We start from the raw sequence: 19391 nt of genomic DNA, 5'->3' as shown, positions 1-19391 counted from the left end.
AGCCTACGGCAGATTATGGTAAACAACTAACTTTTTTTAAAGACTTCAATATAAGCATTCCACTAGAATGGCAGAAAACAATACATTATTAGAAAAATTGGATGGTCTGGTATCTCGTTTTGAGGAAGTTTCAACCTTAATTACAGACCCAAACGTAATAGCCGACCAAAAACGATACGTCAAACTAACCAAAGAATATAAGGAATTGGGTGACCTGATGGCTGCTCGCAAAGAATACTTGCAATGCCTTAACGGACTGGAAGAAGCCAAAATGATGATGGCTGAAAGCGATCCGGAAATGAAGGAAATGGCACGTGAAGAAGCAGCTGCCTGCGAAGCTCGTATTCCGGCATTGGAAGAAGAAATTAAGCTTTTGCTGGTACCAGCCGACCCGCAAGATGACCGCAACGCCATTTTGGAAATTCGTGGTGGTACAGGTGGAGATGAAGCAGCTATCTTTGCGGGAGATTTGTTCCGTATGTATTCCAAGTACTGCGAACGCAAAGGCTGGAAGCTGGAAGTATCCAGTGCCAATGAAGGAGCTGCCGGCGGTTTTAAAGAAATCATTTGCTCCGTTACCGGAGATAAAGTATATGGTACCCTGAAGTATGAATCGGGCGTACATCGTGTACAGCGCGTACCTGCTACAGAAACTCAAGGACGTGTCCACACTTCAGCAGCTTCTGTCGCTGTGCTCCCTGAGGCTGAGCCATTCGATGTAGAAATCAACGAAGGAGAAATAAAATGGGATACGTTTCGAAGCGGTGGTGCCGGAGGGCAGAATGTAAACAAGGTAGAATCAGGAGTACGCTTGCGTTATAACTGGAAAAATCCGAATACAGGTATCGTAGAAGAAATTCTTATTGAATGTACCGAAACCCGCGACCAGCCCAAAAACAAGGAACGTGCTCTCAGCCGTTTGCGTACCTTTATCTATGATAAAGAACATCAGAAATATATCGATGACATCGCTTCAAAACGAAAGACCATGGTGAGCACAGGAGACCGCTCTGCTAAAATACGTACATATAACTATCCGCAAGGTCGTATAACTGATCACCGCATTAATTATACCATATACAATTTAGCAGCCTTTATGGATGGAGATATTCAAGACTGTATTGACCATCTAATTGTTGCTGAAAATGCAGAACGATTGAAAGAAAGTGAACTATAATCACTGAGGGTCTTATACAAATGTCAGGACATTGGTTACAGAAAACTATTCAGACTTTTAACGGAACGCTTCAAAGTAATTTGAAGCGCTTCCCGGTTACTCTATTTTTCACAATAGCCCTAACATGTTATCTCTGTTACTTTGTATCCAACCATGATGATAATAAAAAACTACACTGGATTATTGCATATTATCTTTCTGTAGGTACTTTATTATCGCTAACTTTGCACCTGTGGTGTGAAGAGATGAAAAGTATCATCCCTAAGATTGGTATCCAGACAGGAATGAATTTACTCCTCATACTCGACACTATTTATCTTTATTCTTATTCATATGAGAAATCATTTACAGAAATAGGAATCGCCCATGCTGCAGGTCTTTGGGCAATCGGCCTCTCTATATTCTTCCTTTCTTTTCTTAAAGAGAAAAACGACATTCCAAGCTGGAACTTTGCTATATCAAGTATCACATCATGTGTTACAGCCAACGTTATAGGATGCATTATGAGTGGCGGAATCTGCTTCCTAATGCTATCTGTACATAAATTATTCAATTTAAAAATAGAATCACAAAGTTATCTCTACATTGTGATTCTCTGCAACGTGTGTTTATCCATGTTTTTGTTTTTAGGTTTACTTCCCCAAAAACAAGAAAAGCATAACACACGCCCGTTACAACATTCCTTCTTAAACGGTGTCATCCATTATCTGTTCCTTCCATTGACAGGAGGTTATCTGATTGTACTTTACATTTACGCATTTCGCATATTGATAAACTGGGAACTACCGATAGGATGGGTTTCATGGTTGGTTATAACCCTGATGACTGGATGTATCGTTATCGAATTCGGACTTTATCCCAACCGAATAGCACAACAAAAACGCTTTGATAATCTGATTGCTCGCTGGCTGCCTTTAGTCATACTCCCCTTACTTTTTTTGATGACCATAGGTATTGTGCGACGTTTTAATGATTATGGAATAACCATCAATAGACTTTATTTGATAACACTGAATATTTGGTGTTACTGTGTATGCATTATTCTGATTATAATTAAAGCAAGAAGAGTCAGTTGGATTCCAATATCTTTTTCTATTATTTTTCTATTGACATCTGTTTTACCTGTCAATTATGCCAGTATAACAAAACATAAAATCCAAAACGAAATAAGCAAAATCATTCAAACTCAAATACCGACAGAAGACCTCCCCTTCTCACAAGATAAATATACTCAATGGTTAAAAACATTTTCTCCAGAAAGAGCACAACAAATAAATGAAAAATTTATTTATCTTTACGAATGGTTTGGAAAAGAAAGCATCAGCCAATGGATTGACGAGGATGTTTCATTGTACATGCTCCGCACTGAGTTTAAAAACCAACAAGAAACTCAAGCAATCGTTTCATATTCGGGAGCAATTGCCTCAAACGCATTGATTGGCATACCTGTCGGATATAAAAAATTACAAGCAGTACATCAACATCAAATCATTAACAAGGAAGAGCAGGAAAATATGCTCTCCGTTAAAATAACTCAGGAAAACGATACAGTTTACATTAATTACCAGACTCTCGAATCACTGAGTCAATATAAGCACGGCGAAATGCCTCCTTCCGAACTGAAGTGTAACTCAAGTCAAAAGACATTTATACTGACCAGTTTCTCTGTTGACAAAACAAAGAAGAGTATGGAGATAAGTATAGACGGATATTTATTTAGTAAATAACAGTAACATACAAACTTAAAAAGCAATAAATATGAACAAGCAACAATTATTTGAAAACATCAAAAACAAAAAATCTTTTTTGTGCGTCGGATTAGATACTGACATCAAAAAAATACCAGAACATTTGCTAAAAGAAGAAGATCCTATCTTCGCATTCAATAAAGCTATCATTGATGCGACAGCCCCTTATTGTATTGCATATAAACCAAATCTGGCTTTTTATGAAAGTATGGGAGTAAAAGGATGGATAGCATTTGAAAAAACTGTAGACTACATCAAAAAGAACTATCCAGACCTGTTTATCATAGCTGACGCCAAACGAGGAGATATTGGAAATACTTCAGCTATGTACGCACGTACCTTCTTCGAAGAACTCAATATTGATTCCGTAACTGTAGCACCTTATATGGGAGAAGACAGCGTTACCCCCTTCCTTACTTATGAAGGGAAATGGGTTATCCTGCTTGCTCTTACCTCAAACAAAGGCTCACATGATTTTCAGTTGACTACCGATACTGATGGAGAACGCTTGTTCGAAAAAGTATTGCGCAAGTCTCAAGAGTGGGCTAATGACCAGAATATGATGTACGTTGTAGGAGCTACTCAAGGACGTATGTTCGAAGACATCCGCAAAATAGTCCCCAATCACTTTCTGTTAGTTCCAGGTATCGGCGCACAAGGCGGTTCATTGGAAGAAGTATGCAAATACGGAATGACTAAAGAATGTGGACTGATTGTTAACTCCAGCCGTGCCATCATTTATGCAGACAAAACAGAAAACTTTGCAAAAGTAGCCGGTGAAGAAGCTCATAAAGTACAGTTACAAATGAGTGAACAATTGAAAGCTATTCTATAAAATAAGTTTCCAAAAAGAGATTTTCAACCTGCATACAGGACAATTTGTTAAATCTACATAAAAACTGTCTTCTGAGCCACACTTCAGAAGGCAGTTTTTTGTTTCATTATAGAGATAAAAAAGAACACTTTTCCAACCCAGAACAGATAAATATTTGGAATTTTACACGGATATATAAAAAAAAAACACGTAATTTGCATAATTAACAACACGTATGTCATTTAAAGACATGCAAAAAAGCAGAACAATTAAAGTAAAAAAGAACAAAAGAATCAATTATGGAGTTTTCAGCCAAGCAAATTGCAGAATATATCCAAGGAGTGATTATAGGAGATGAAAATGCTACCGTACATACATTCGCAAAGATAGAAGAAGGTATTCCCGGAGCATTATCATTCTTATCCAATCCGAAATATACACATTTCATATATAATACCCAATCATCCATTGTATTGGTCAATAAAGACTTTGAACCGGAGCATGAAATAAAAGCTACTCTTATCAAAGTGGACAATGCTTATGAAAGTCTTGCCAAACTGATGACTTTATATGAAATGAGCAAACCTAAAAAAACAGGTATCGATCCTTTAGCTTCTATTTCTCCGAAAGCAAAAATCGGTAATAATGTTTATATAGGTCCTTTTGCTTGCATCGAAGACGGAGCTGAAATTGGAGACAACTCATACATACATCCTCATGTCACCATCGGCTCTCATGCCAAAATAGGAGAAAATACCACTTTATACCCACAAGTTACAATATACCATGACTGCCGTGTCGGAAATAACTGTATCATTCATGCAGGAGCAGTTATAGGAGCCGATGGATTTGGTTTCGCCCCCTCGCCGGAAGGCTATGAGAAAATTCCACAAATTGGCATCACCATCATTGAAGATAATGTAGAAGTTGGAGCCAATACATGTATAGACCGTGCTACAATGGGAGCAACAATCGTTCATAAGGGAGCAAAGCTCGATAATCTGATTCAATTGGCACACAATGTAGAGGTCGGAAGTCATACTGTTATGGCTTCACAAGGTGGCGTAGCCGGTTCTGCAAAAATCGGAGAATGGTGTATGTTCGGCGGACAAGTCGGTATAGCCGGACATATAAAAATAGGAGATCATGTAACAGTCGGTGCACAATCCGGCATACCAGGAAATACCAAATCAGGCAGCACCCTGATGGGATATCCTGCTATTGAGCCCAAACAGTTTGCACGTTCATCTGCTATATTCAAGAAACTTCCCGATATGTATACTGAATTAGGCCGACTACAAAAGGAAATTGAAGAACTAAAAAAACAACTTAATAAATAAACCCATGTTGAAACAACAAACATTAAAAGGCAGTTTCTCACTGAATGGTAAAGGACTTCATACAGGAGTCAAACTAACTGTTACATTCAATCCTGCCCCAGAACATCACGGGTATAAGATTCAGCGAATAGATTTAGATGATCAGCCAGTCATTGATGCTGTTGCTGAAAATGTAGTTGACACAACCCGCGGTACAGTTCTGGCCAAGAACGGGGTAAAAGTAAGTACCGTAGAACATGCCATGGCTGCACTTTATGCTGCAGGAATAGACAACTGTTTAATACAAGTCAATGGTCCGGAATTCCCGATTTTGGATGGAAGTGCCAAAGCATACGTAGAATGCATTAAGCGTGTAGGCATAGAAGAGCAAAATGCTCCTAAAGACTTCTATATCATCAAATCAAAAATCGAGTTCCGTGATGAAGCAACAGGCTCATCCATCACAGTACTTCCCGACGACAAGTTCAGCGTTAATACACTGATTTCATACGATTCACAGATACTAACCAACCAGTATGCTACACTGGAGAATATGGCAGACTTCCCTACCGAGATAGCATCTGCACGCACATTCGTATTTGTTCGGGAAATAGAGCCCCTGCTCAATGCAGGCTTAATCAAAGGCGGCGATTTGGATAATGCCATTGTTATCTACGAAAAACCAATGACACAAGAAAACTTCGACAAGCTTGCCGATGTTATGGGCGTTCCTCATATGGATGCAAGTCTGTTAGGATATATCAATCACATTCCATTGGTATGGCCGAACGAACCAGCACGCCATAAACTTCTCGACATTATAGGCGACTTAGCATTAATAGGTAAGCCGATAAAAGGACGTATCATTGCAACTCGTCCAGGACACACCATCAATAACAAATTCGCACGTCAAATACGTAAAGAAATACGCCTGCATGAAATTCAGGCACCTGTATACAATTGCAACGAAGCTCCCATAATGGATGTAAACCGTATCCGTGAACTACTACCTCACCGCTACCCATTCCAGTTGGTAGATAAAGTGATAGCAATTGGAGCCAATCATATCGTTGGAGTAAAGAACGTCACATCCAACGAACCGTTCTTTGTCGGTCATTTCCCCAAAGAACCTGTCATGCCGGGAGTTCTTCAAGTAGAAGCAATGGCACAAGTAGGAGGTCTGCTTGTATTAAACTCGCTGGACGATCCGGAAAAATATTCTACCTACTTCCTTAAAATAGATAATGTAAAGTTCCGTCAGAAAGTAGTACCAGGAGATACATTGATTTTCCGTGTAGAATTGATGGCCCCGATACGACGCGGAATTTCGACTATGAAAGGTTATATCTTTGTAGGTGAGAAAATTGTCTGTGAAGCTGAATTCATGGCACAAATAGTTAAAAACCAATAGAACAATTATATTATTGAAATATAGGATGAAGAATTAACAGCCAACTTAATTCTTCATCCCCAATTTATACCCTTAATACTTAATTCTTCATTATACAAATATGATCAGCCCATTAGCATACATACATCCAGAAGCTAAAATAGGAGAAAATGTAGAAATAGGTCCGTTTGTGTTTATCGATAAGAATGTAGTGATAGGCGATAATAACACAATTATGCCCAATGTAAACATCTTATATGGTTCACGTATCGGAAACAATAATCGCATTTTCCCAGGAGCAGTCATCGGAGCCATTCCGCAAGATTTAAAATTCCGTGGAGAAGAAACAACTGCCGAAATAGGAGACAACAATACAATCCGTGAAAATGTAACAATCAACAGAGGCACGGCTGCAAAAGGAAGAACAATTGTAGGCAACAATAACCTGCTTATGGAAGGCGTACACGTAGCCCACGACGCAACTGTGGGAAGCGGATGTATCATTGGAAACTCAACCAAAATGGCAGGAGAAATCATCATTGACGACAATGCAATTGTTAGTGCAAATGTTCTGATGCATCAGTTTTGCCGTGTAGGAGGATATGTCATGATTCAAGGCGGATGCCGTTTTAGCAAAGATATCCCTCCCTACATTATTGCCGGTCGTGAACCTATTGCATACAGCGGAATCAATATTGTAGGACTGCGTCGTCGCGGATTTTCAAACGAACTGATTGAGAATATACATAATACATACCGCATTATTTACAACAGCGGAAAGAATGTAAGTGATGCCTTGCAACAAATCCGTGAAGAAGTCCCCATGACTCCAGAAATTGAATATATTGTTTCTTTCATTGAAAATTCGGGAAGAGGAATCATCCGATAAAGAAATTTTTATATCTTTACCACATCAATGAAAATACTAAACAATAAAGACAATGGTATACAAATTCAGAATCATATCCGACGAAGTCGATGATTTCTTGAGAGAAATAAAAATCGACTCAGAAGCTTCATTTTACGATTTACACGAAGCTATATTAAAATGTACTGGTTATAAAGACGATCAGATGACCTCTTTCTTCATCTGTGATGATGACTGGGAAAAAGAAATCGAGATTACGTTGGAAGATATGGGCAACGGAAGTTCAGAAGAGGATACATTTGTAATGAAAGATACTCCGCTGAACGAGTTGCTGGAAGACGAAAAGCAGAAATTACTTTACGTATTCGACCCACTGGCCGAACGTGTATTCTTCATAGAGTTATCGGAAATCATCACAGGCAAGGACTTACAACATGCAACTTGTTCACGCAAGGAAGGTAATCCTCCTAAACAAACTATCGATTTCGACGAACAGATGAATACCAACACTTCTCTCGATTTGGACGAAAACTTCTACGGCGACCAAGATTTCGACATGGAAGACTTCGACCCTGAAGGTTTCGACATGCAAGGAGGTGGAGGCAATCCTTACGACGAAGACAAATATTAATCCAATAATAAATATCAGATGGGAAGCACATTCCATGTTTTCCATCAGCCGGAGGAGGAACAATCTCGAACAGAAAGTTTATCGACGAGGTTCTTCCTCCTTTTTCTTAATATGCCAGAACGACAAAGTATGAGTAAACCAACACTGATTGTACTGATAGGGCCAACAGGCATCGGAAAAACAGATTTAAGCCTGTCGATTGCCGAAACATACCACACCTCTATTATTTCAGCAGACTCACGCCAGCTTTATGCCGACCTGAAAATAGGAACAGCAGCTCCCACATCGGAACAACTGGCACGTGTTCCACATTATTTTGTCGGGACATTACAACTGAACGACTATTATAGTGCAGCTCAATATGAAACCGAGGTCTTGAAAAAACTGGAAGAACTATTCAAGGAAAAACCAGTTGTAGTACTTACGGGAGGCTCTATGATGTATGTCGATGCCGTATGCAAGGGAATAGACGATATTCCTACCGTAGACAACGAAACACGTCAGCTTATGCTGGAACGGTATGAACAGGAAGGTCTGGACAGATTGTGTGCAGAACTAAAGATTCTCGATCCGGAATATTATAATATCGTCGACCAGAAAAACCCCAAACGTGTAATACATGCACTGGAAATATGCTATATGACGGGCAAGACCTATACTTCTTTTCGCACACAAACTAAAAAGGAACGCCCGTTTCATATCTTGAAAATCGGTCTGAAACGAGATAGAGAAGAACTATACGACCGCATAAATCGCCGGGTAGATATCATGATGGAGGAAGGACTCTTGGATGAAGCCCGTAAAGTTTACCCATACCGTCACCTGAACTCTCTGAATACCGTAGGATATAAGGAGTTATTCAAGTACTTCGACGGAGAATGGGAATTACCTTTCGCCATAGAGAAAATCAAACAAAATTCACGTATTTACTCACGCAAGCAGATTACTTGGTTTAAACGTGATCCAGACATAGCCTGGTTTCATCCCGACTCGAAAGAAGAAATCATGCAATATATCGAGAGTCATCTGACATAAACAAACAATAGACCAATTTCTATTCCATACATCCAACCATCATCCCCCGATAAATAGCCACAATCTTCTCGGTGCACAAAACAATAAAAAAGCATGTGAAACAAGTTCCAAGACCTCGTTTCACATGCTTTTTTATATGTCAATTTACAATTTTCCTTAAACAGACAGGAAAGATTTGCTACATAAAGAACTTAAACACAAAGATAACCGACAGAATATACATTGCCGGAGTCAGCTTCTTATAGTTACCACACAACAAGTTAATCAGCACATAACTAATCATACCCAGCACGATACCATCTGATATACTATAAGCCAGCGGCATGAAAATAATGCAGATAAATGCCGGAATAGCTTCCGAATACTCTGTCAAGTCAACTTTCTTGATAGACGACATCATCATCAGTCCTACCAAAATCAATACCGGAGCCGTAGCAGCTCCCGGAACAGCCAAGAAGAAAGGAGCCAGAAACAAAGCCAGCAAGAAGCAGACAGCCGTAACAAAAGCAGTCAGGCCGCTGCGTCCACCCTCACCGACTCCCGAAGCACTCTCCACGAAAGTTGTAATGGTACTGGTTCCCAGCATGGCACCTACGGTAGTACCTATGGCATCGACCAGAAAAGCCTGCTTCAGATGAGGAATCTTACCGTCTTTGGTCACCATACCAGCTTTTGTTGTTACCCCAACCAGCGTACCGATTGTATCAAACATATCCACAAACAAGAAAGTAAATACCACAATTACCATTTCCTTAGTAAAGATATGCTCCCACTGAAACTGGAAGAAAATAGGCTCGATAGAAGGAGGAGCACTTACAATACCATTAATATGCGTCAGCCCCATTGGAATACCGATAACCGTTGTCAGCAAAATACCAAAGAGCAGCGCACCACGTACCCGTTTAACCAGCAAGACCGAAGTTATCAGCAAACCGATGATACCCAGCAGCGCAGAACCGGAAGTAATATCGCCCAGCGAAATAAGAGTAGCATCATTGTTCACAATAATACCAGCATTCTGCAAACCCAAGAAAGCAATAAACAAACCTATACCCGCTCCAATCGCATTTTTCAGCGTAGCAGGCAAGGCATCCACAATCTTTTCACGCAGGTTTGTAATAGTCAGCAGGATAAAGATAATTCCTTCAAGCAACACAGCCGTCAGCGCAAACTGCCACGAGTAACCCAAAGTCAAACAAACCGTATAAGCAAAAAAGGCATTCAGCCCCATACCTGGAGCCAGTCCAAAAGGCAGTTTGGCATAAAAAGCCATGAGCAAAGTCGTAAAAGCCGAAGCTATTACCGTCGTCGTAAACAGCGCTCCTTTATCCATCCCCGTCGCACTCAGGATATTCGGATTCACTGCAAGGATATAGGCCATCGTCAGGAAAGTAGTGATACCTGCCAATATTTCGGTACGCACGCGAGTCACTTTCCGGTCGAAGCCAAACAATTTCTCTAACATAATACTATAAAATTAGAAATACTTATCAAAAAGTCCACTTCATAGCCAGAGTCGGGATATAATAGAATCCGTTACGCGTAGCAAAATTCGTACTCAGCTCCCATTCCGTACCCACACTCAGGTTCAAATCATCGTTCACATGCTTAAACTTATTTAAGTTCACCCAAAACTGAGGCTCACTTATAAAAATATAGTTATGTTCGTTTCCGTGAACATCGAAATGCTTTTCACGCCAGAAGTCAGCAAATCCGCTGAAAGTAAATTTGTTCTGGCAGAAGTTAATTGTCCAAGTACCCGTCAACTGAAAGTTATGGGGCTTATCATTCTTCTGAATATACTTATATAATACTTGCAAGCCAAACACACGCGAGAAGTCAGCACTGTTCCAGTTATATGCAGCACCACCCAAGAACGCATTATTGATATAATTCAACCCGCCGTTATATTCCACATGTGCCGAAACAGGAGCCTTCCAGAACTTCAGTTCACGACTGATTTCCCAATAAGCAGAAGCTACACCTTTATCCGTATAGTCCATATCGACAAAGAAATAAGTACTACCCCATTTGTCTGCCTTAAACATTTCAACGGTAGTGGTAACCCACGGACGATCCGACAGCGAGTTGTACATGGCACGTCCTAAATCATAATGCAACTGGATGTTCTGTGCCTTTGCTACTCCCGCCAAACAGCACATAAAAAGAACTAATAAGAATGGTTTTTTCATTGATTTTAGCTTTGTTTAATTATTGAAGTCGCAAAAGTACACAAAATCTGCCTAATAGCATAAAGAGAATACAGATTTGTTTCGGCTTCACAAGAATTACACCTATTATATATAAAGCATACTCCTTCCTATTCTCCCATCCATCCTTACCCTTCAGTTTTCATTTTACCCTCCGAAATGTTCACGCATGTTACAAGGAAGTTACCAAAGGAAGCACTTTTTTGATATAGGTCAAAAAAGAAGCACTTTTCGCAATAAATATGCTATAAAACATATTTCATATTAAAATAACCCGTATATTTGCAGTGTAAAACAAAAGAGGATAATAAATAAAAGATAAATACTAGACTTAATTTAGAATAGATTTTTAAGGTTAAAGGTTGAAAAAGGATCGAAGGCCGACCGTGAGGCTCGCCGGAGAGTTTTTAGGTAAAGTTTTTAGGTATTATTTAATGTTTAACTAAAAAAGAAAGGATAACATTATGAAAAAGGTAAAAAACATTTTTCACAAGATCGTAAATGCAGATCCAATGATCTGGGGTTACGTAATGCTGAATGATAAAATCAGCAAGTAAAAACAAGCTGAACGCTGAAAATGCTTCAGCTTTGAGAGAGAATCTGATAAATGCCGAGAGGCGTTGTAAATAATCAACTAAGCGGTTGCGCAAGCGACCGCTTTTTTTATGTATCTTTGTCTGCAAATCAGTTTCATTTATGGCATATACCCCGATAGATACCGACAACGCAGAGTTCCAGAATGCATTAAAGCTCATACAATACACCCGCCAGTCGGTTTTCCTGACCGGAAAAGCCGGTACCGGTAAATCCACCTTTCTGAAACATGTATGCCAGATAACCAAAAAGAAGTTTGTAGTACTTGCCCCTACAGGCATCGCAGCCATCAATGCAGGAGGAAGCACCCTTCATAGTTTCTTCAAGCTTCCCTTCTACCCCTTGCTGCCCGATGATCCCAATTTCAGCCTGAAGGGAGGAAAACTGCACAGTTTTCTGAAGTATTCGTCCGACCATCGCAAGCTCATCAAGAACATCGAACTGGTCATCATCGACGAGATTTCCATGGTACGCGCCGACATCATCGACTTCATCGACAAGGTACTGCGTGTATATTCACAAAACATGCGCGAACCTTTCGGCGGGAAACAACTCCTGCTGGTAGGCGATGCCTTCCAGCTTGAGCCGGTTGTAAAGAGTGATGAACGTGAAATCATCAACCGCTTCTACCCCAACCCCTATTTCTTTTCCGCGCGTGTGTTCCGCGAAATGGAACTGGTAGCCATCGAACTGACGAAAGTTTATCGCCAGACCGATAAGGTCTTTGTTAACGTACTCGACCATATCCGCACCAACACAGCAGGGGCAGCCGATCTTCAACTGCTGAATACACGCTACAATGCCCCGATAAAGGCAAACGAAAACGACATGTACATCACTCTTGCCACACGTCGCGACAATGTAGACTACATCAACGACCGCCGCCTTGCCGAACTTCCCGGCGAGGCTGTCACCCTGCAAGGAGAAATTCACGGCGAGTTTCCCGAAAGCAGTCTTCCTACCCTTATGGAACTGACCATCAAGCCCGGGGCGCAAATCATCTTCATCAAGAACGATCCGGACAAGCGCTGGGTAAACGGCACCATCGGAACCATTTCCGGCATCGATGCCGACGGAATCATATACGTCATTACCGAAGACGGCAAGGAGTTCGATGTCCGCCGTGAAAGCTGGAGCAACATCCGCTACCGTTACAACGAACAGGAGAAGAAAATAGAGGAAGAAGAACTGGGAACCTTCACCCAGTACCCTATCCGACTGGCATGGGCCATTACCATACACAAAAGTCAGGGACTTACTTTCAGCCGGGTAGTCATCGACTTTACCGGCGGAGTATTCGCCGGCGGTCAGGCATACGTGGCACTGAGCCGCTGCACCTCACTGGAAGGCATCTGCCTGAAACGCGAGATAACCCGCGGCGACATCTTCGTACGTCCCGAAATTGTAGCCTTCGCCCAACGGTTCAACAACCAGCAGGCTATCGACCGTGCTATGAAACAGGCACAAGCCGACATACAATATGTAGCAGCCGTCAAAGCATTCGACGAAGGTAACTTCGAAGAATTCCTCAACCAGTTCTTCAAAGCCATCCATTCGCGTTACGACATAGAGAAACCTCTTCAGCAACGTTTCATCCGGAAAAAGCTCGGCATCATCAACAAACTGCGTGAAGACAACAAACGCCTGAAGGAACAAATGCAGGAGCAACAGAAAAACTTACAGAAATACGCCAAGGAGTACTACCTGATGGGCAACGAGTGTATCACGCACATGCACGATACCCGTGCGGCACTCGCCAATTACGACAAGGCCATCGAACTCTATCCCGACTATGCCGATGCGTGGGTACGCAAAGGAGTTACTTTGTTCAACGCCGACCGCATAAACGAAGCCGAAGCCTGTCTGGACCAAGCTGTCCGCCTGCGCCCGATGGAATTCAAAACCGTTTACAACCGCGGAAAGCTGCGTCTTCACACAGGAAACACAGAAGGAGCCCTTGCCGACCTCGACAAAGCCACCACCCTGAAGCCTCAGCACGCTGGAGCACACGAATGTTTTGGCGACGCACTTACACAAGCCGGAAAAGAAATGGAAGCAGCCATCCAGTACCGCCTTGCCGAAGAGCTTCGCAAACGCAAAAACAACTCTTAAACAGAAACTTATTTATCGTTCTTTCTTGAAACAGGAATCGTCATCTGCTTCAGTTCCTCCAGTGTACCGTTGAACACATTCAGGTCCACCTGCTCCTTGATACCCGGCAAGGTACCGGCATCGGTATGCTGCCAGAACTTCCACTGTCCCTTATATTCTACCGAGTCTACATAATAATGAGCAATCCAGTACGGATAAGTATTGAAGATGGAATCGTTCAGATAACGAGTCTTAAACTTATAGGATGTATAAAGAATAGGCTTCACCTTATAATGCTGTTCTATCTTCCGGAGCCAGATCAACAAATCCTTCCGCAAGCGGTCGTCATCATCTCCCCGCTTCTCTATATCGAGTACAGGAGGAAGATCCCCCGGCTCCAACTGAACCGAATGAATAAAGAAATCTGCCTGCCGCGAAGCATCCGTTTTAGGATTATAAAAATGATAAGCTCCACGGATAAAACCGTACTGCCGCGCAAGATCGAAATTATGAACAAACGTCGTATCGCTGAAATCTCCGCCTTCGGAAGCCTTCAGAAAAACGAAACGAATAGGGAAAGGAGTAAACTGCGTTTTACTCAACACAGCCCAGTTTATCGCTCCCTGATGATGAGAAACATCGAATCCATGCACCTGATAACCTGAAGGAAGACATACGCCATATGCCTTTGTTCCATAACAAGGTTTCCACCTGTATGCATAAGGACGAATAAAGAAATAATAAAACCCGATGACAAGTAATGCAGCAGCCCCTCCCATCAGAATATAATATATCCACGATGGAACTTCCCATTTACGAGCTATCTTCTTTCGATCCCTGCCGCGTCTTGTCCTTCTCTTCTGTCCACCCGAAGCAACCTTCGGCGAAGAAGAACCCGTCCGCTTGCGGGATACAGTTTTACGAGGCTTGTTTACCACCGTTATGGGCGGTTCTTTTGTCATAGGTTTATATCGTTACATTAAAAAATAGTCACTGCACCTCTCCGTCTGCCAAGGCAGACAGAGAAGGCAATGACAGATTTCTTTCCTATAAGGAGTTATTATTTAGCTTGTTCAAGCTGCAAAGTCTTAGTCGGCTGGTCGCAAACTTCAGACGGACCGAAGTACTGGATAGGACCCGGATATACATAATCAGTTTCCTTAGCCCAAGTTTCACGCTGAGCAGCAAAAGCTTTGAACGGAGCACCATCCAGTTTAACCAGAGCCTTCTGGATAACCGGTTTCATTTCACCGTGACGACGTTCCATGTTCATCATCATTGTGATAGGCACACCACCTGCAATCCATTCAGCAGCAGGAGCAGTAGTGTTACGAACTGATGACATATAACCAGTCTTACCGTTAGCAATCAGCATAGATGCAGTGTAACCCAAAGAGTAGCAGTAGTCAGCATCGAAGTTAGACGGAGCAGCGCAACGTCCTTCGTAACCGAAGAAGTGGTGCTGAGCAGCGAACTTACCAACATACTTGCCTTCTTCCTTCCACTGAGCCAGCTTAGTACCAACCATTTCAGACAACAGCTTTTCAGTTTCGATCAGAGAAACCTGAACGTTTCCGTGCGGGTCGCGGTCCAAAGACAACTGGCGAGCAACACCTTCCGGCAGAGAAGCATAGATAGCAGCATTTTCCGGACTCAGCTTGCTGATGATATAATCACGCTGTTTAGAACGCTTGATGCTGTTGAATTCATCACCGTTAGCAGCCAGGAAGTCATTCAGTTCAGCGATCAGACGCTTCATAGCCGGAATAAATTCGATCAAACCTTCCGGAATCAATACAGTACCGAAGTTGTTACCAGCAGCAGCACGGTCGGCAACTACCTGAGCGATATAAGTAACGATGTCATCCAAAGACATGTTCTTAGCTTCAACTTCCTCAGAAATGATACAGATGTTAGGCTGAACCTGCAAAGCACATTCCAGAGCGATGTGAGAAGCAGAACGTCCCATCAGTTTGATGAAGTGCCAGTACTTACGAGCAGAGTTACAGTCACGTTCGATGTTACCGATAACTTCAGCATAAGTCTTACAAGCAGTATCGAAACCGAATGAAGTTTCAATCATGTCGTTCTTCAAGTCGCCGTCGATAGTCTTCGGACAACCGATAACCTGAATACCATAGTTCTTGGCAGCATAATATTCAGCCAATACACAAGCGTTAGTATTAGAGTCATCACCACCGATAATAACCAGAGCCTTGATGCCCAGTTCCTTCAGGATTTCATAACCTTTTTCGAACTGATCTTCTTTTTCCAGTTTTGTACGGCCAGAACCGATAATATCGAAACCACCCGTGTTACGGTATTCGTCAATGATATCGGCAGTCAATTCCATATATTTGTGGTCAACCAATCCGCCGGGACCCAAGATGAAACCATACAATTTATTTGCAGGATTCAGTTTCTTGATACCATCGAACAGACCAGAGATAACGTTGTGTCCGCCCGGAGCCTGGCCACCAGACAAAATAACTCCCACGTTCATAGGAGCATATTCCTTAGCTTCTCCTTCAACGAACTTGATCAACGGCATGCCGTAAGTGTTCGGGAACAATTTTTTGATTGCTTCCTGATCGGCAACCGACTGTGTAGGTTCTCCTTCCTGTACCTTTACAGCACCTTTCAATGCCTTAGGCAGTTTTGGCTGATAAGCAGCTCTTGCAATTTGTAATGCACTTTTTGTCATAATTGTTTTTAATTTATATAAGGTGTATAAATTTCAGTATGCGCAAATTTCGCCTTTTTTTCGGAAATATGAAAACGTATGCAAAAAAAATGTTATCTTTACCCCGTAATCAATCTATTTTATTAACCCAATAAAACAATAAAACTATGGCTAGTAGAAGAAATTTAAAAAAGAATGTCAACTATATTTCCGACCTCGTAGCCGGTCTGTGTATCGTAGAAAGCATGAATGCAAAGGATGAAAACCGCGAAGAACTGAGCAAACTGTTCCTTCAGGCAGTCAATCTGCGCCAGGACATCATCAGCCGCATCAGCCATACTGAACCGGGAAACGTAAAAGGTTTCTACAAAAAACTGAAAGAAGACTTCAACAACGGCACGGAAGCTATTTTCAAAAAACTGGAAGAACTGGGTAAATAAGGAGCATGAAACAAGCCATTTGCAGCTTTATCTACTATAAGATACTGGGATGGAAAGCCAAAGTTTCCGTCCCGGATTTCGACAAATGCATCATTTGTGCAGCCCCGCATACTACCAACTGGGATTTGATTATCGGCAAACTGTTCATCAGTGCCGTGGGACGCGAGTCGGGATTCATGATGAAAAAGGAATGGTTCTTCTTTCCGCTCGGCATCCTGTTCCGCTGGATGGGAGGAATACCCGTACACCGCGACAAACATACCTCGCTGGTAGACCAGGTCATCAAGCAGGTCAAGGCAAGCGACAAGTTTCATCTTGCCATTACGCCGGAAGGAACCCGCTCTCCCAACCCGAACTGGAAAAAGGGATTCTACTACATTGCACTGGGTGCAAACATTCCTATCGTACTGATCGGCATCGATTATGAAAAGAAATGTATCACCGCCGAAAAGTACATCATGCCCAGCGGGGACATAGACAAGGACATGCGTGAAATCAAACTGTACTTCAAAGATTTCAAGGGAAGACATCCCCACAAATTCGATTTAGGCAATATTGATTAACAATGTATGGTCTTCATAAGAAACGTTTCGTGTAATTGTTCGGCACGGAACGTTTTGTTTTTTCCATCCGTCAGCACGTTTCTCTGCTGTTTTGTACAAATTCCAATTGCTTTTTGTACAAAAAATTTTTTCTTTTGTACAAATCATTCCTGAAACGCCGTGATGTTTTTGGAAATCCCCCGACAGGTTATTTGGTAAATGAAGCAAAAAATCAGTATCTTTGTAAAGATACATAATGGTTATGTCATCTTTCACCAATTCGTTTGTGCTACAATGAAAAGGAATTATCCGGTAGGTATACAAAACTTTGAAGAGATACGTAAAGGAAATTACTACTACATCGACAAGACCAAACTTGTCTATCAGCTTGTAAGCAGTGGTAAATACTATTTTCTGAGTCGTCCCCGATGGTTCGGAAAGAGTCTTCTGATATCTACTCTGGAAGCTTATTTCCAAGGGAAAAAGGAGCTGTTCAAAGATCTGGCTATCGAAACGCTCGAAAAAGAATGGCTGGAATACCCTATTTTACATTTCGATCTTAATACAAAGAAATACGAAAACAAAGCCTCTATCGCTGAAATTCTAAATCAGCACCTCGAAAAGTGGGAAGCCAAATATGGAGATGAAAAGCGGGAACGCTCTCCGGAAGAACGATTTTCGTATATCATAGAAAAAATCAGTACGGTGACCGGACGTAACGTCGTTATACTTATCGATGAATACGACAAACCAATGCTACAAGCAATAGGAAACGAAGACCTGCTCAATGACTACCGGAATACGCTGAAAGCATTCTACGGAGCCATGAAAAGTTGCGACAAATATATAAAGTTTGCAATGCTGACCGGAGTAACCAAGTTCAGCAAAGTCAGTGTATTCAGCGACTTAAACAATCTGATGGATATATCCATCGATGACAGATTTGCCAATATTTGCGGCATTACGGAAAAAGAACTTCATCATTACTTCAAAGATGACATCAGAGAGCTTGGCAAGAAAAACGGACTGAGTGAAGAGGAAACGAAAGTCACGCTCAAAAAGCTGTACGACGGATACCACTTTGTAGAATACAGCGACGATATATACAATCCGTTCAGCATTCTGAACACCTTTGCAAAAATGAAATTCGGAAGTTATTGGTTTGAAACGGGCACTCCTACCTTTCTTATCGAACTTTTGAAACAGAGCAAATATAACCTTTACCGGCTGACGGAAGAAATGGCTTCGGCCGATTCTTTGGGAGGCATAGACACAATGAATAGCAATCCTGTGCCTATATTATACCAAAGTGGCTATCTCACGATAAAAGGATATGACAAGGAGTTTCAAGTATATTCGTTAGGGTTTCCTAATAAAGAAGTGGAAGAAGGATTTACAAAGTTTTTACTTCCCAACTATGCACATCTTGAAACAGGCAATCCCTCGTTCGAAATAATGAGTTTCGTGAAAGATGTCCGCAAAGGTGATGTCGAGTCGTTCATGAAACGACTGAAAAGTTTTTTTGCCGATACGCCCTATGAAATAGCCAGAGATCTCGAGCTGCACTATCAGAACGTATTGTTTATCGTCTTTAAACTTTTAGGATTTTATACACAAGCCGAATACCACACCTCAAACGGCAGAATTGATATGGTAATAAAAACCGACAAGTATATCTATGTCATGGAGTTCAAACTCGATGGAACTGCAGAAGAAGCCCTGACACAGATAAACGATAAACAATATGCTGTACCATTTGCTACAGATTCTAAGAAGGTATTTAAAATAGGTGTAAACTTCAGCAAGGCAACAAGAGGAATAGAAAAATGGATTGTGGAAGAATAAAATC

The 19391-nt window shown here is 41.6% G+C and carries 16 protein-coding genes; 12 read left to right on the top strand and 4 right to left on the bottom strand.

All coding sequences use genetic code 11. From position 1 onward, the window contains the following. Nucleotides 1–67 precede the first annotated feature (67 nt). The 8 genes from prfA to miaA all read left to right on the top strand — a co-directional run bounded on the left by prfA (nucleotide 68) and on the right by miaA (nucleotide 8982). On the top strand, nucleotides 68–1177 hold the full coding sequence (prfA, locus tag WKT12_RS14435) for a peptide chain release factor 1 (RefSeq protein WP_340320137.1): 1110 nt from the start codon (nucleotides 68–70) through the stop codon (nucleotides 1175–1177). 245 nt (nucleotides 1178–1422) lie between these two features. Further along, on the top strand, nucleotides 1423–2904 hold the full coding sequence (locus WKT12_RS14430) for a DUF4153 domain-containing protein (protein WP_340320136.1): 1482 nt from the start codon (nucleotides 1423–1425) through the stop codon (nucleotides 2902–2904). Between the two features lie 31 nt (nucleotides 2905–2935). After that, nucleotides 2936–3760, top strand: a complete 825-nt coding sequence (gene pyrF / locus WKT12_RS14425; RefSeq protein WP_340320135.1) for an orotidine-5'-phosphate decarboxylase — start codon at nucleotides 2936–2938, stop codon at nucleotides 3758–3760. Between the two features lie 278 nt (nucleotides 3761–4038). Continuing rightward, nucleotides 4039–5079 (top strand): UDP-3-O-(3-hydroxymyristoyl)glucosamine N-acyltransferase, encoded by a 1041-nt coding sequence (gene lpxD / locus WKT12_RS14420; protein WP_340320134.1) that lies wholly within the window; start codon nucleotides 4039–4041, stop codon nucleotides 5077–5079. Nucleotides 5080–5083: 4 nt separating this feature from the next. Continuing rightward, complete coding sequence (locus WKT12_RS14415) at nucleotides 5084–6469, top strand: bifunctional UDP-3-O-[3-hydroxymyristoyl] N-acetylglucosamine deacetylase/3-hydroxyacyl-ACP dehydratase (protein ID WP_340320133.1); 1386 nt, start codon at nucleotides 5084–5086, stop codon at nucleotides 6467–6469. A gap of 100 nt (nucleotides 6470–6569) precedes the next feature. After that, nucleotides 6570–7337 (top strand): acyl-ACP--UDP-N-acetylglucosamine O-acyltransferase, encoded by a 768-nt coding sequence (lpxA, locus tag WKT12_RS14410; RefSeq protein ID WP_021971316.1) that lies wholly within the window; start codon nucleotides 6570–6572, stop codon nucleotides 7335–7337. Between the two features lie 52 nt (nucleotides 7338–7389). Further along, nucleotides 7390–7947, top strand: a complete 558-nt coding sequence (locus WKT12_RS14405; protein WP_021971315.1) for an IS1096 element passenger TnpR family protein — start codon at nucleotides 7390–7392, stop codon at nucleotides 7945–7947. Nucleotides 7948–8076: 129 nt separating this feature from the next. Beyond that, nucleotides 8077–8982 (top strand): tRNA (adenosine(37)-N6)-dimethylallyltransferase MiaA, encoded by a 906-nt coding sequence (gene miaA, locus WKT12_RS14400; protein ID WP_340320132.1) that lies wholly within the window; start codon nucleotides 8077–8079, stop codon nucleotides 8980–8982. A 178-nt stretch (nucleotides 8983–9160) separates the two neighbouring features. Here miaA and WKT12_RS14395 read toward each other — a convergent pair whose 3' ends face one another. Both WKT12_RS14395 and WKT12_RS14390 read right to left on the bottom strand, forming a co-directional pair. Continuing rightward, nucleotides 9161–10447 carry an NCS2 family permease gene (locus WKT12_RS14395; protein WP_021971313.1) on the bottom strand — a complete coding sequence of 429 codons (1287 nt, stop codon included), beginning with the start codon at nucleotides 10445–10447 and terminating at the stop codon, nucleotides 9161–9163. 25 nt (nucleotides 10448–10472) lie between these two features. Further along, the gene (locus WKT12_RS14390; protein ID WP_021971312.1) at nucleotides 10473–11174 is read right to left on the bottom strand and encodes a nucleoside-specific channel-forming Tsx family protein; all 702 of its coding nucleotides are present in this window, start codon (nucleotides 11172–11174) and stop codon (nucleotides 10473–10475) included. 714 nt (nucleotides 11175–11888) lie between these two features. Here WKT12_RS14390 and WKT12_RS14385 point away from each other — a divergent pair. Then, nucleotides 11889–13898, top strand: coding sequence for an AAA family ATPase (locus WKT12_RS14385; protein ID WP_340320131.1), 2010 nt, complete (start codon nucleotides 11889–11891; stop codon nucleotides 13896–13898). A gap of 8 nt (nucleotides 13899–13906) precedes the next feature. Here WKT12_RS14385 and WKT12_RS14380 read toward each other — a convergent pair whose 3' ends face one another. Continuing rightward, complete coding sequence (locus tag WKT12_RS14380) at nucleotides 13907–14839, bottom strand: glycoside hydrolase family 25 protein (protein ID WP_340320130.1); 933 nt, start codon at nucleotides 14837–14839, stop codon at nucleotides 13907–13909. A 98-nt stretch (nucleotides 14840–14937) separates the two neighbouring features. Next, entirely contained in the window at nucleotides 14938–16581 is a 1644-nt protein-coding gene (locus tag WKT12_RS14375) for a diphosphate--fructose-6-phosphate 1-phosphotransferase (protein ID WP_022231625.1), read from the bottom strand. Between the two features lie 146 nt (nucleotides 16582–16727). Between WKT12_RS14375 and WKT12_RS14370 the strand changes: the two genes are divergently transcribed. The 3 genes from WKT12_RS14370 (at nucleotide 16728) to WKT12_RS14360 (ending at nucleotide 19387) form a co-directional block, all read left to right on the top strand. After that, the gene (locus tag WKT12_RS14370) at nucleotides 16728–17000 is read left to right on the top strand and encodes a hypothetical protein (RefSeq protein ID WP_340320129.1); all 273 of its coding nucleotides are present in this window, start codon (nucleotides 16728–16730) and stop codon (nucleotides 16998–17000) included. A gap of 5 nt (nucleotides 17001–17005) precedes the next feature. Next, nucleotides 17006–17563 carry a 1-acyl-sn-glycerol-3-phosphate acyltransferase gene (locus WKT12_RS14365; protein ID WP_022231627.1) on the top strand — a complete coding sequence of 186 codons (558 nt, stop codon included), beginning with the start codon at nucleotides 17006–17008 and terminating at the stop codon, nucleotides 17561–17563. A 273-nt stretch (nucleotides 17564–17836) separates the two neighbouring features. Beyond that, the gene (locus WKT12_RS14360) at nucleotides 17837–19387 is read left to right on the top strand and encodes an ATP-binding protein (protein WP_340320128.1); all 1551 of its coding nucleotides are present in this window, start codon (nucleotides 17837–17839) and stop codon (nucleotides 19385–19387) included. Nucleotides 19388–19391 lie beyond the last annotated feature (4 nt).

This window comes from Phocaeicola sp. HCN-6420 (assembly GCF_037890145.1).
Taxonomy (GTDB): Bacteria; Bacteroidota; Bacteroidia; order Bacteroidales; family Bacteroidaceae; genus Phocaeicola.
The sequence above is the reverse complement of the archived record's forward strand: the minus strand, read 5'-3'. Positions and strand labels throughout refer to the sequence as shown.